General features: G+C 65.9%; 11 protein-coding genes. 4 read left to right on the top strand and 7 right to left on the bottom strand.

Annotation, left to right across the window (positions count from 1 at the left end; translation table 11 throughout):
- Complete coding sequence (locus SPHPHY_RS0109230) at positions 1–1,422, top strand: pyruvate dehydrogenase complex E1 component subunit beta (RefSeq protein ID WP_022686399.1); 1,422 nt, start codon at positions 1–3, stop codon at positions 1,420–1,422.
- Positions 1,423–1,443: 21 nt separating this feature from the next.
- Here the strand turns inward: SPHPHY_RS0109230 and SPHPHY_RS0109225 are convergent, their stop codons facing one another.
- Genes SPHPHY_RS0109225 through SPHPHY_RS0109215 form a run of 3 tightly spaced genes read right to left on the bottom strand, consistent with a single transcriptional unit; the run spans position 1,444 to position 3,817 of the window.
- A complete protein-coding gene (locus SPHPHY_RS0109225; RefSeq protein ID WP_022686398.1) occupies positions 1,444–2,820 on the bottom strand; it encodes a TadE/TadG family type IV pilus assembly protein in 1,377 nt (458 codons plus the stop codon).
- Positions 2,748–3,338, bottom strand: a complete 591-nt coding sequence (locus SPHPHY_RS19820) for a TadE/TadG family type IV pilus assembly protein (RefSeq protein WP_022686397.1) — start codon at positions 3,336–3,338, stop codon at positions 2,748–2,750. Before SPHPHY_RS19820 ends, SPHPHY_RS0109225 begins: the two co-directional genes overlap by 73 nt.
- Positions 3,338–3,817, bottom strand: coding sequence for a hypothetical protein (locus SPHPHY_RS0109215; protein ID WP_022686396.1), 480 nt, complete (start codon positions 3,815–3,817; stop codon positions 3,338–3,340). Before SPHPHY_RS0109215 ends, SPHPHY_RS19820 begins: the two co-directional genes overlap by 1 nt.
- 136 nt (positions 3,818–3,953) lie before the next feature.
- On the opposite strand from SPHPHY_RS0109215, the gene SPHPHY_RS20960 reads away from it, so the two are divergent.
- From SPHPHY_RS20960 to SPHPHY_RS0109200, 3 genes are all read left to right on the top strand, one after another.
- Positions 3,954–4,607, top strand: coding sequence for a hypothetical protein (locus SPHPHY_RS20960; protein ID WP_022686395.1), 654 nt, complete (start codon positions 3,954–3,956; stop codon positions 4,605–4,607).
- A gap of 43 nt (positions 4,608–4,650) precedes the next feature.
- On the top strand, positions 4,651–5,115 hold the full coding sequence (locus SPHPHY_RS0109205; RefSeq protein ID WP_022686394.1) for an EF-hand domain-containing protein: 465 nt from the start codon (positions 4,651–4,653) through the stop codon (positions 5,113–5,115).
- A gap of 131 nt (positions 5,116–5,246) precedes the next feature.
- On the top strand, positions 5,247–6,359 hold the full coding sequence (locus SPHPHY_RS0109200) for an alkene reductase (protein WP_028056698.1): 1,113 nt from the start codon (positions 5,247–5,249) through the stop codon (positions 6,357–6,359).
- 55 nt (positions 6,360–6,414) lie between these two features.
- Here the strand turns inward: SPHPHY_RS0109200 and SPHPHY_RS0109195 are convergent, their stop codons facing one another.
- The 4 genes from SPHPHY_RS0109195 to SPHPHY_RS0109180 form a co-directional block, all read right to left on the bottom strand.
- A complete protein-coding gene (locus SPHPHY_RS0109195; RefSeq protein WP_022686392.1) occupies positions 6,415–7,515 on the bottom strand; it encodes a Ca2+-dependent phosphoinositide-specific phospholipase C in 1,101 nt (366 codons plus the stop codon).
- The gene (locus SPHPHY_RS0109190) at positions 7,515–10,148 is read right to left on the bottom strand and encodes a TonB-dependent receptor (RefSeq protein ID WP_022686391.1); all 2,634 of its coding nucleotides are present in this window, start codon (positions 10,146–10,148) and stop codon (positions 7,515–7,517) included. Before SPHPHY_RS0109190 ends, SPHPHY_RS0109195 begins: the two co-directional genes overlap by 1 nt.
- 115 nt (positions 10,149–10,263) lie before the next feature.
- Positions 10,264–12,096 carry a DUF885 domain-containing protein gene (locus SPHPHY_RS0109185; protein ID WP_022686390.1) on the bottom strand — a complete coding sequence of 611 codons (1,833 nt, stop codon included), beginning with the start codon at positions 12,094–12,096 and terminating at the stop codon, positions 10,264–10,266.
- Positions 12,097–12,144: 48 nt separating this feature from the next.
- A complete protein-coding gene (locus SPHPHY_RS0109180) occupies positions 12,145–12,450 on the bottom strand; it encodes a hypothetical protein (protein ID WP_022686389.1) in 306 nt (101 codons plus the stop codon).
- Positions 12,451–12,496: the final 46 nt, after the last annotated feature.

Here is a 12,496-nt window from a genome sequence, read left to right as displayed (position 1 = left end):
ATGGCGATCGACATCAAGATGCCGGCGCTCTCGCCCACCATGGAGGAGGGCACGCTCGCCAAGTGGCTCGTCAAGGAAGGCGACACGGTGAAGTCCGGCGACATCATGGCCGAGATCGAGACCGACAAGGCGACGATGGAGTTCGAAGCGGTCGATGAAGGCACCGTCGCGCGAATCCTGATTACCGAAGGTACCGATGGCGTGAAGGTCGGCACGGTCATCATGCAATTGACCGGCGAGGATGAGGAGGCCGGCGATATCGCCGCGCCGGCGACCAAGGACGATTCGGCCAAGCCCGATGCGCAGGCCGACGCCAAGAAGCCCGATCAGGTCGAGGATTCCGCGCACCCCGCGCAGGAGAAGGTCGACACCGGCGCGCGCCAGCTGTTCGAGGCGGCGAGCCACAAGGCCGAAGTGACCGATCCCGCCATTCCGGCCGGCACCGAGATGGTGAAGGTCACCGTCCGCGAAGCGCTCCGCGACGCGATGGCCGAGGAAATGCGTGCTGACGAGCGCGTGTTCGTGATGGGTGAGGAAGTCGCGCAATATCAGGGCGCGTACAAGGTCACGCAGGGCCTGCTCGACGAGTTCGGTGACAAGCGCGTCATCGATACGCCGATCACCGAATATGGCTTTGCCGGCGTGGGCACGGGCGCGGCAATGGGCGGGCTGAAGCCGATCGTCGAGTTCATGACGTTCAACTTCGCGATGCAGGCAATCGATCACATCATCAATTCGGCTGCGAAGACTAACTACATGTCCGGCGGCCAGATGCGCTGCCCGATCGTGTTCCGCGGTCCGAACGGGGCGGCGAGCCGCGTCGGCGCGCAGCACTCGCAGAACTATGCCCCGTGGTACGCCTCGGTGCCCGGCCTGATCGTGATTGCGCCTTACGATGCGGCCGATGCCAAGGGCCTGCTGAAGGCCGCGATCCGTAGCCAGGATCCGGTGGTCTTCCTCGAAAACGAGCTGCTCTACGGTCGTTCGTTCGAGGTGCCCAAGCTCGATGACTGGGTGCTGCCGATCGGCAAGGCGCGGATCATGCGCGAGGGGAAGGACGTGACGATCGTCAGCTATTCGATCGGGGTCGGGCTCGCGCTCGAAGCCGCCGAGACGCTGGCAAGCCAGGGCGTCGAGGCGGAGGTCGTCGACCTGCGCACGCTGCGCCCGCTCGACAAGGCGACGGTGCTCAAGTCGCTCGCCAAGACCAACCGCCTCGTGGTGGTCGAGGAAGGCTGGCCGACCTGCTCGATCGCCACCGAGATCGCCGCGATCGCGATGGAGGAGGGCTTCGATGACCTCGACGCGCCGGTGCTGCGCGTCACCAACGAGGACGTGCCGCTTCCCTACGCGGCGAACCTGGAGAAACTGGCGCTGATCTCCACGGACAAGATCGTCGCGACGGTGAGAAAGATCATCTGACACCGCCGACGGCGGCTCGCATCACTGGATGATGCGGGCCGTCGTCACCGCCTGACGAAACAACTTCTCAAGTCCCACCGAGATGTCGTCGTCGGTGGTCACCTTGTAAAAGAGGCTGTCCGACGCGCAGCTCTTCAAGGCTGGCTCGATCGTCCAGAGGTTAGGCACGACGTTCTGCTGCGACCAGGTGTCTCCGTCCAGCGAGCTTTTGAGGTATTCGGTGTAGAGAATGCCGATCCTGATTCCACGATTCTTGATTGTGGTGCACCACGCGGTGTTGATCGCGATTTCCGGCTTGCCGTTCGCTCGAAATTCGTCCCGCATGCCATCGGTAATAAGAAACAGGACTGCCTGTGGCCGATCCGTGCTGCTCTTGGATCCGTTACCTGGGGTCGTCATGTTGTCGTTCATGCGACTGAAAGCGTCATCCGTCGCCGTATCGGTATCGTTATTGCTGAAGTCCTTCGTCGGCCACTGGTTCTTGTAGTAGAGCGACGTCGATGCGCTCCGCGCCGCGGTCGCGACATCCGGCAGGGTGCTTGTCAGCGGTTGGCGCATTTTAAAGAAGTTGTTGGCGCGCTGATCCTTGGCCGCGAAGGTCGCCAGCGCCGCGCGGTATGTCGTGTCGTTCTTGTCCGCGACGTCATCGACCATCGTCATCAATTTGCCGATCGCGACTTTCGCATCGTCGATGCGCAGCGGAATGCCGTAAGACACCGCGACATCGTAGTAGCTGGCCATGGCGCCGCTTTTCGTCTGGGCGGTGGCGTCAGCGACCGAGTGGCAGGCAAACGCACAGCCGTTGGCTACCTGGCGCATCTTGGTGATCCCCGCCGAGGTCGACGGAAAGGACATCGACCCGGACGTATCGAGCAGCAGGTAGAAGTCCATCGTCGGCGCGACCGCGGCATTGGCACGCGAAGTGCCGCCGATCGCCAGTGACGGGATACCAAGGAGGCCGGCGAACATGTTCTTCACGCGGCCGTTCCACGTCACGCTGGAGGTACGTTGGTATGCGGCGGTGATCGTCGAGCGGGTCGTGGCGCACGGAACGGTGCTGGCGTTGTCGGTTACCGACACCGCCAGATCGCTGCCGGTATCGTTCAGCGTCAGGTCCGGGAGCCCCGCCGACTGCGAGACGAAGAGGCGGCGGGCGGCGTCGCAGGCTTCGCTGCTGCGCTGCGCCATCATCGGTGTCGTCACGGCCGCCAGCGACGCGGCATCGGCGATCGCGTTGATCTTGGTCTGCAGACGGGCGGCGCGCGCATAGTCGATCGAAACGCCGACGGCGATCGTCAGCGGCAGGATCGCGATGGCGACCAGGATCAGCGTGGCGCCGCGTTCGTCGCGCTTGAGGCGCCGCGCCAGTGAACCGAGGCGGTCGGCACGAATTTCCATGGCTTCGTAACCCGGTCGGACGCGCGCGGCGACATGATGATGGTCTCCGTCATCGGAATGCTACCCAGTAGTTTGCTGGCGAACAAAGGTTTGTAGAGGTACGTCATACGCGCCACCAGAATGTAGGTCTCAGGCTGCCGGACGTTGATCGCCAGATTATACTCGCTGCGAGGCCTCAAGGTCGCGGTATTTCTGGCGATACTCCAGTCTATCGGGGCAACCCGATTAGCATCGATCTTGACCTGATTGATAATCATCGTCGTGTCTGTCGTGGAATATGGAGCCATCACCTGTTTGGATGCGTTCATGATCGAATTTAATCTTGTGTTGTCCACGATCGTGAATTGCGAGGTGAGATCGACGATCGTTCGGGTGGTAACCGTTAGTTTACGGTACGCAGCGATCGCATCGTTGAGCTGAAAGCCGCCGACGAACAACGGGATGAGCAACGGCAGACTAGGCCCGAATTCGATCACCGACGTGCCGGCAATGTCATACAGGAGACGGGGGCGCCGCATCAGTAATTCTCCGTCTTGAACACGGATGTCGTTATCAGCAAACGCTTGCCGCGGGAGAGAGTAGACAGGTCGAAGCCGAGCGGTCCCGCCTGCACGTCCCAGACGTACATCGTCTTCATGATGACGATGTCGCCGGGATTGCCGAGCCGGAACGATCGCGTACCGGTCGGATTGCCGTTGCCGTCGAGCGTCACGGCCGGTGCGGTCGTATCGGCCATGCTGAAGTCGGTCGCGATGTCGACGTCAATGACCAGTCGCGAGCACTTCAGAAAGCCTGGCAGGTAGGTGCACATCTTGCTCTTGAAGGCGGCGGAGGTCATGTTGGTTTTCTGCGCGGCGCCGGTCATCAAGAGGCGGGATCCGCGTTCGGCAGCGGTTTCAAAAACCTGCTGCGCAAAAAACGTCGTGGTGACCTCGAGAACGGCGATCAGCATGGCCATCAACGGGAGGACTGCCGGCGGGAATTTGATCGCGGTCACGTCGCGGCGATGCCGTGCGACGAGCAGGGGCGGGTCGGGCGGTGACGTGATAGGCGGCTAAGTGGGCATAGGAAAAGCGATCCGTTCACCCGATCTGCTATCCTGTTCCGCTTAAAAGTAGTTTAAGAACACCGCGATGATGCCTCCGGAGCCTGAGGGCGATCCGCTCGTACTGCTCACCGGTTCGATGGGAGTGGGGACGCACGCGCTCGTGGCGCTGGATCGGCAGTTTGAGTCGATCTGGTCCACCACGACCGAGCCTGTGATCGCGCAGATGCGATTGCTCTGGTGGAGCCAGGCGCTCTCCGCCCTCGACGACAGCCCCGCCCCCGCGGTCCCGATTTTACAGGACCTGCAGCGCGACGTTCTTCCACGGGGCGTGACGGGGGCGATGCTCGCTACATGGGCCGACCCATGGGAAACGTTGCTGGATCCTGCTGCGACCGACGCGGAGCGGATCGCGATGCTGGATCGGCGTGGAAGCGCTCTTTTCGGCGCGGTGGCGTCCATCAGCGGGAGCACCGGCCCCGGCGTCGCGGCGGCGGGAGCGTGCTGGTCTCTGGCGGATGCCGCGCAATGGAGCAGCGCGACATCCGCCCACAGAGCGGCGTGGCGTGAAGCGGCACGGACGCGATGGGGCGACGCCGTCGCTGCTTCATGGCCGCGTACGGCGCGACCATTTCTGGTCAGCGCGCACGCGGCGCTGCACGACAGGCGCGGGGTCGGACCGGCGGTCCGCACCGCCGGATTCATGCTTACGGGTCGGACCGGGCTTTTCGACCCGCTGTGATCCAGTCTATGCTGCGACCACTTCAGGGTCGGGGGGCTGGGCGATGTGGCGGTATCTGGTCGGCGGCGTCGCCGCGTTGCTGATGATGGCGGCGGGCTGGTTGATCTTCAACGGCGAGGCGCATTCCGATCCGTCGCTGCCGGTCGCGACGCGGCAGGGGTCCGCGGCCGCCACGACGGCGACGACCGCCGACGCCGCGCTCCCCGAAGCGCCCGCCCGCGACCGCGAGCAGAAGCGCTTCGACCGCTACGACAAGGATCGCGACGGCCGGGTCACGCGCGACGAATATCTGGTGCCGCGTCGAAAGGCGTTCGCGAAACTCGATACGAACGGCGATGGCCGGCTGAGCTTCGACGAATGGGCGATCAAGACGACCGCGCGCTTTGCCGCGGCCGACCGCGACCGGTCCGTCGCAATGGATGCCGCAGAATTCGCGACCACTGCGCCGAAGCGTAAGGCGGCACGCCCGGCATGCCGCTGCCCGACGCCGGCCGCGGCGGAGGACTGACGACGCCGCCGCGATGAAGCGCGGCTTCGATAATGACGGGAACGCCGCCCGCTTCGTTTTTCGAAGGGACCGTTGCGATGGCTTGTCCGTTCAGCCGCGGACTCCACCATCTGTCGCACGGAAACCCGATCATGCCCGACCGCTCATCATCCCCCATCCTGCAGCCGGTGAGGATCGGCGACCTGGCCTTGAAGAACCGCATCGTCATGGCGCCGCTCACACGCAGCCGCTCCGACGACGACGGCATCCCCCCCGAGTTCGCCGCCGATTACTATGCGCAACGCGCCGATGCCGGGCTCATCATCAGCGAAGCCACCAACGTGTCGCCGCAAGCCATCGGCTATGCGCTCACCCCGGGGATCTGGACCGACGGTCAGGTCGCGGCGTGGCGGCCGATCGTCGAGGCGGTCCATGCTCGCGGCGGGCGGATATTCCTGCAACTCTGGCATACCGGACGCATTTCGCACCCGGACCTGCAAGGCGGCGAGCTGCCGGTCGCTCCATCGGCGATCAAGCCGGAGGGGCAGGCGTTCACCAAGTCCGGCATGAAGGACCATGTCACGCCGCGAGCGCTGGAGACCGATGAGATCCCGGCGATCGTCGAGGATTATCGCCGCGCGGCTGCCAACGCGAAGGCGGCGGGGTTCGACGGCGTCGAGGTTCATTCCGCGAACAACTACCTGCTCGAACAATTCGTACGCGACAGCACCAACAAGCGGACCGACCGCTACGGCGGCTCGATCGAGAACCGGTTGCGCTTTCCGCTCGAGGTGGTGGATGCCGTAGTCGGCGTGTGGGGCGCCGGTCGCGTCGGGATCAGGCTTTCCCCGGCGACGACGATGCCGGGCGAGACGCCGCTCGACAGCACGGTGATGCAGACCTTCGGCGCGTATGTCGATGCGCTGTCGGCGCGTGGGCTCCTCTACATCCACGATATCGAGGGCGTGACGCAGATGACCCGCGACGCCCCCGACGACGTGGATTTCGTCGCGCTGCGCAAGCGCTTCGCCGGGGCCTATATCGCGAATAACCAGTACACGCTCGACCTGGCCGAGGAGGTGCTGGAAAGGGGCGATGCCGATCTGTTCAGCATGGGGCGCCCGTTCATCGCAAACCCCGACCTGGTCGCGCGCCTTCGGACCGGCGCGCCGCTGGCCGAAGCGCCGAAGCAATATTGGTACGGCGGCGGCGCCATCGGTTATTCGGACTGGCCCGCCATGCTGGCCACGCCTGCGCAAGACTGATCGATCGTATTGCACGACCGGCGCGACGCGCGCCGGTCGTATATCACGTCGGGCATCAGGGTTTTACGGCGCACGCCCCCCTGACGCGGAGCGGGTTGCACCGCGCGCTGACGCCACCTGGCAGCGTGATCGCGTAATGCAGCCCCAGTGGATCGGGCGCAGCGGGGTAATAGTCGGTGCTGACCGCCTGCGCGCCACTCGCGAATGCCGCCTGCGCCTTGGTCAGATCGTGCGCGCGTGCCTCGACGGTATTGGCGTCGGTGCGCGTGCGGACGATCACGCCGGCGGTGACAAGTCCGCGGATGCGGGCCGCGTCCACGAGCGGGTCCTGGACGATCTGTACCGCCGCATCAGGGTCGGCATCGTCATACCATCCGAACATCGCGCGTCCGCGCAATCCGGGGTGCCCGGCGCGATAAGCCTCGGAAACGACGCGTCGTACATCGAGCAGGACGTAGACGCGGCCGCGTGCCGCATCGAGCGACGGCCAGCCGCGCGTCCGCAGCGCGGCCGCCAGCGTCGGTGCCGCGCCGCGAACCTCGTCCGGGGTGATGAGCCGCCGGCCGGGGATTGCGCGCCGGATCTCGGCGTCGAGCGCGTCGAGCAGCTTCGCGTCGTCGAGCGGCAGTGGCGCCGTCACCTCGCGGCTGCCCGGTGTGTCGGCGGCGTTGATCGTCACCATGATCGGGAGGTGACCGGGATGAGCGCGCGACCACTCGTTCACCTCGCCCAGGCAGCGCAACAGGGTGACGCAGCCGGAGAGGTAGTCGACGTCGGGGATATGGAACACCTTGTAACCCGGCTTCCGCATCGCCGCGGCATCGAAGCCGGTGGACTCGCCGGCCGCCTTGGCCAGTCGTTCGCCCCTGGGATCGGCATAGCGGCCGCCCTCCGGGTCGGCGAAGATGTCGATCTCCAATTGCCGGACACCGCGATCCAGCTGCGCGCGAAGCGGCAGGTGATAATAGTCGAGCGCCTCGGCGAGGCGGGCATCGCGGCGCCGCAACTCGGCCATGACAGCCGTCGGGATGCGCGACTTGAAGCTATTGTGCGAGCCGAGCACCTGGATGTCGTTCATCCGCAATGGGGCGGGGGGCGAGGGGAGCGCGGCAGCGCCGACCCCCAATGCCGCCAGCAGGATCATGACCGCGTGCATCAGAACTCCGCCCGGACGCCGAACAGGATCGTCCGGCCGTAATAGTTGATCTCGCCGAAGCGGATGTCGTTGTCGTTATATGTGTTCTGGCGCGCGCCCGCGATGTTGATGCCTTCAAGGCTGAGCGTCAGATTGTCGGTGGCGCGCACCGAGAGCTGCCCGTCGAGCGAGCCGAACGCCGCGACATAGGTCGGGGCCTGCACCGTGCTGCCAGTGCCGGACAGGTATTTGTCGCGCCAGACGTATGACAAACGCGCCGACAGCGGGCCCTTGTCGTAGAAGCCGACCAGATTGAAGCTGTTCTTAGACAGCCCGATCAGTTGGTCCCTGATCTCGCGCGAGCCGGCGGTGTAATCCGCCTGCACCTCCGTATGGGTGTAGCTACCCTGCACTCCGAAGCCGTCGAACGGCGCCGGCAGGAAGGTGAAGACCTGGCTGTAGGCCGCCTCGGCGCCATACACCTTGGCATTGCCGCCGTTGACGGAGCTGGACAGCCGCACGATTCCGCGGCCGGGGATGTTGATCTCGGTATTCGACTGCGTGATGTAATCGTCCATCGCCTTGTAGAAGAGGGCGCCCGACAACATGCCGGACGGCGCGAAATACCATTCGAGCGACCCGTCGAACTGGGTGGCGAGGAACGGCACCAGCTGCGGATTGCCGCCGCCGGCGGTCGGCGCATCGGTCGAGACCGTGATCCGCGGCGCGGTATCGGTGACATTCGGGCGGGTCAGCACGCGGCTGGCCGCGAGCCGGCCGACCAGCTTCGGCGTCAGGTCGGCGCGCAGGTTGAAGCTGGGCAGGACATTGTCGAACGTCTTGGGATAGCTGACCGGGGTCGCGGCGTTGCCGGTGGTCAGCGTGCCGCTCGCCACCTGATCGGTATGGACGTAACGCACGCCGATATTGCCGTTGACCGCAACGGTGCCGGCATCGAACCGGTAATCGGCGCGAACGTAGCCGCCGGCGATCTTCTCCGAAACGATGAACGACGAACGCAGGTCGGCGGCAGTCAGCGGCGCTGCGGCAACCGCGGGCGTGAAGAAATTGCCGACATAGGCGGGCGTTGTCGGCACCAGCCAGTTGCGGAACACGTCACCGTCCACCCCCGCAAGAAAGTCGTCGTATGGCAGCTGCTGGTACGCGCCTGCTCCCAGTCCGGTCAGCGTCGCAGTGGCGGCGGGATTGACGATGAAGTCGCGGCGGAAATAGTCGCGCTTGCGCCAGTGGTATTCGCCGCCTGCCGCCAGCTTCGACAGGAAGCCGCCCACGTCGTAGCCGAGGTCGAGGCGCGAGTAGAAGTCCCAGTCCTTGCTGTCCTTGGGCGCGATGTTGAACTGGAACAGCTTGTAATTCGCCGGATTGGAGGCGTCGACCGGCGTGGTCAGCGTCGGCAGCGTCTTGTAGCCGCCACGCGCGTCATACGTAAGCGGCGCCACGAAATAGGCGCGGCTACGTACCGTCCCGGTCTGGTAATCGGGGTGATAACTGTGCGCGGCCGACCAGTTGACGTTGGCGGCGAGATGCCAGCGATCCGGATCCCACGTCTGCTTCAACCCGACGGTGAGCAGGTCATGGCGGTTGAGGCTGTATTCGCGCGACGCCATGAAGCGGACGTTGTTGATCGTCGCACGCGTGATCGTGTCACCGGTGACGGTATAGCCCGGCTGGATCTGCGCCGCCGGACCGCCGTTCACGCCACCGTCGTCGGGATAGATGTCGAGCCCGAACTCGTCGTAGGCGACGTCGAGCCGCGTCGCGACGACGTCGAGTGTGGTCAGGAGGTCCGGCGTCGGCTGCCATTGTGCCGAGACGATGCCGGAAACGCGCTTGCGATCCTCGGTCTCGACCGTCGGACGCGTGCGGGTCGGCGAGTAGAGGCCTGTCGGAACACCGCCCTTGTCCGCGGCGGTATAGCGATCGAGCAACCAGCCGAAGTTCATGAAGCGATCGTTGCGGACCGTCTTGCCCCAATATTGCGCACCGGCGAGGATGCCGAACGTGTCATCGGCGTTCTTCGAGCTGGTCAGCACGGTGACGTTCGGGCGCACGTCCTTCGTCTGCGACGTGTAGGTCCCTCGCAGGTTGACCGTCGTCTTGTTGCCCACTTCAAGCGGGTGAAACGTCTTGACGTCGATATTGCCGCCCAGCGCGCCTTCGGTCATGTCGGCGGTCGGCGTCTTGACCACGTCGATGCTGGAGGTGAACTCCGCGGGCAGCATCTCGAAGCGGAACTGCCGGCCGGCGGCGCCACCATTCTCGATCAGGTCGTTGAGCGCGACGGTGCGGCCGTTCATCAGCGTGCTCTGGAACTGCGGCCCCAAACCACGCACGCTGACATATAGTCCTTCGCCGCGCGGCCGGGTGATCGCCACGCCGGGCACGAGCTGCAACGCCTCGGCGACGTTCTGGGTCGGGAACTTGCCGATGTCCGTCGAACTGATCGAATCGACGCCGTAGCTCGCCCGGCGCTTGGTCTCGATCCCCGCCGCCAGGCTGCGCGCGTAGGTGCCGTTGACGACCACCTCCTCGCCCTCGTCGCCGGGCGACGTCGCAGCATCGGTGGCCGGCGGAGCGACGGTCGTTTGCGCCTGCGCCACGGCGGCGCCGGCAGTCGAAAGCATGAGCGTCATCGTCGCCCGAAACAGGCGGTTACGGCTAAACATCTGATGTATTTCCCCGGCGGACGTTATGTGTCGTTGTGCCGGGGCTCGCTTAGGAGCGGTCCGTTTCGATTCGGCGATGCTTTTACGACGCCGGGATGACAGCCCCTCCATGGCTGCCGTCGATGTACCGCGACACCTTCTCCGCCAGCACGTTCAACGGCACGTTTCCGCCGTCGACCACCGCCTGATCGAAATCGCGCAGGTCGTAGCGTGCGCCCAGCGCCGCCTGCGCCCGGCGTCGCTGTGCTACGATCTCGGCACGGCCGACCTCGTAGCCGCACGCCTGGCCGGGCCATGCGCAATAGCGATCGACCTCGCTCTCGGCGTTGCTGCGCGGCAGGCCGGTGGCGGCGACGAATTCCGCGAGCGCCTTGTCACGCGACCAGCCGATCGCGTGGATGCCGGTGTCGACGATCAGCCGCACCGCGCGCCATGCCAGCCCCATCAGATAGCCCAGCCGCCCTGCGGCATCGCCCTCGTACATGCCGAGCTCGTCGGCCAGCTGCTCCGCGTACAGCGCCCATCCCTCGGAATAGGCATTGAACGCCAGGATCGAGCGGATCAGCGGCAGTTGCTGCGCATATTCGCCCTGCCACACGTGACCGGGTATACCCTCGTGGTAGACCAGATCGGGGATCGTCACGCGATTGTGGATCGAGGGATCGCCGAGGTTGACCCACACCTTGCCCGGCACGCGCCCGTCGATCGTGCCCGGACCGCCATATGCGGCCGGCGCCCCCGGCTCCTGCGCCAGTGGCATTCGCCGGATCTCGAGATTGCCGCGCGCAAGGCGCCGGAACGCCTGCGGCAGCCGCGGCCGGATCGCATCGATGCGGCCCTGCATATAGGCGACGATCTGCCGCCGGCCTTCGTCCCCGTCCGGGAAGCCGATGCCCGTGCGACGCTGGTAGGCGATCGTGCGTTCCGCGACGCTGCCTTGCGTCAGCCCTTCCTTGCGGAGGATCGTGTCCATCTGCGCCTGCAGGTCGGCAAGCCGCGCGCGACCCATGGCGTGCAGGTCGGCGGCGCTGCGGCGCGTCGTGGTGCCCGCCCGCAGTCCCCACGCATACCATTCCGCTCCGCGCGGACGCGTACCGAGGCCGGCGGCCTGGGTCGCCACGGCGCGTCCGGCGCGCAGTTCGGCGAGCTGTCGCGTCAGCGCCGGGACGATTGCCGACCGGACGATGCCGGCCGCACGTGCGGTCCAGTCGCCAGGAACCGCGGTCGCCTTCCGCGCGAGCGGACCGAGCAGCGGGCCATCCTGGCTGGCGGCCTCCGCCAGCGTGCGTGTCATCCCGGCGATGGTCTTGTCGAGCAGGAAGGATGGCGGGACGAGCCCCTGTTCGCGCGCCTGCCGGACGCGGACCGTCTCGCCATCGAGCTGCGCCGGCATCGCGGCGAGGCGGGCGAGATAGGCTTCGGCGTCGGCCACGTCGCGGACCGGCTGGTCGCCGTCGAGCAATTGCGGCACGTCGAGCCACGACCCGACGTTCTGAACGACCGCATAGGGCGTGTTGCGCCAGTCGCCGATCGTCGCGACGCCGTATGGGAGTGCCATGCCATCGAGCGCAGTCTGGAAGGCGGTCTCCACCACGGCGACGCTGGTTGCTGTCGAGGCGTCGAGCCCGCCGCGGGGAAGCCGCCTGAGTTCCGCGAGCGCCTCGGCAAGAAAGCGCTGCCGCCCTGCGATGCCCGCCGGCGAGCGGTCCTCCAGCGTTCGCCGCAACCCGGCATGTACGCCGTCATCCACACCCAGCGTGGTCGCACGCTCGGGGATGAGCGGGAGTAGTCGCCACGCAATGCTGTCCAGCAGCGCCTTCGCGTCACTGGCGGGTGCCGCTGCGCGTGCAGCAGGCGTGGCGGCGAGCGCAACGGCGCCGGCCAGGGTGTTGCGGCGGGAGACGAGCATGGTCATCCGCCTTAGATGACCCCCGCACCGCATGAGGTCAAATGACGCCGTAGCTTATGGCTCGGGCTTGTCGCCGAACGAAAGCGCCTCCGCCGATCCGACCTTCTTCTCGCCCGCGAAGAGTTGATCGAGCCGCTCCCGCACCTCAAGCCGATATTCTTGCGCATTGCGCCGCGGTCCGGCGACCGACACCTCGTCGGCGATCGCATCCTTGATCCGGGTGAGCGCCGTCTCGTGCAGCACGCCGGCGTCCCGCAATTCGACGCACAGGCGTACCAGCCCGACGGCGGTCGCCTGTGCACGCAGTCCGACGTTCACGACGTCGAAGTGCAGACGCTTTTGCTTGTCGATAGAGTTCATCCGACCTCTCCTTCTCCTGAATCTCTAACGCACGACGACGTCGCTC

Source organism: Sphingomonas phyllosphaerae 5.2 (assembly GCF_000419605.1).
In the GTDB taxonomy this organism is placed as follows: Bacteria; Pseudomonadota; Alphaproteobacteria; order Sphingomonadales; family Sphingomonadaceae; genus Sphingomonas; species Sphingomonas phyllosphaerae_B.
The sequence above is the reverse complement of the archived record's forward strand: the minus strand, read 5'-3'. Positions and strand labels throughout refer to the sequence as shown.

Excerpts from the sequence above, each read along its gene's own strand:
- SPHPHY_RS0109180 (WP_022686389.1), bottom strand. The coding sequence starts at position 12,450 with ATGAACTCTATCGACAAGCAAAAGCGTCTGCACTTCGACGTCGTGAAC.
- SPHPHY_RS0109190 (WP_022686391.1), bottom strand. The coding sequence starts at position 10,148 with ATGACGCTCATGCTTTCGACTGCCGGCGCCGCCGTGGCGCAGGCGCAA.
- SPHPHY_RS0109205 (WP_022686394.1), top strand. The coding sequence starts at position 4,651 with ATGTGGCGGTATCTGGTCGGCGGCGTCGCCGCGTTGCTGATGATGGCG.
- SPHPHY_RS0109230 (WP_022686399.1), top strand. The coding sequence starts at position 1 with ATGGCGATCGACATCAAGATGCCGGCGCTCTCGCCCACCATGGAGGAG.
- SPHPHY_RS0109195 (WP_022686392.1), bottom strand. The coding sequence starts at position 7,515 with ATGCACGCGGTCATGATCCTGCTGGCGGCATTGGGGGTCGGCGCTGCC.
- SPHPHY_RS0109185 (WP_022686390.1), bottom strand. The coding sequence starts at position 12,096 with ATGACCATGCTCGTCTCCCGCCGCAACACCCTGGCCGGCGCCGTTGCG.
- SPHPHY_RS0109200 (WP_028056698.1), top strand. The coding sequence starts at position 5,247 with ATGCCCGACCGCTCATCATCCCCCATCCTGCAGCCGGTGAGGATCGGC.
- SPHPHY_RS19820 (WP_022686397.1), bottom strand. The coding sequence starts at position 3,338 with ATGCGGCGCCCCCGTCTCCTGTATGACATTGCCGGCACGTCGGTGATC.
- SPHPHY_RS20960 (WP_022686395.1), top strand. The coding sequence starts at position 3,954 with ATGATGCCTCCGGAGCCTGAGGGCGATCCGCTCGTACTGCTCACCGGT.
- SPHPHY_RS0109225 (WP_022686398.1), bottom strand. The coding sequence starts at position 2,820 with ATGGAAATTCGTGCCGACCGCCTCGGTTCACTGGCGCGGCGCCTCAAG.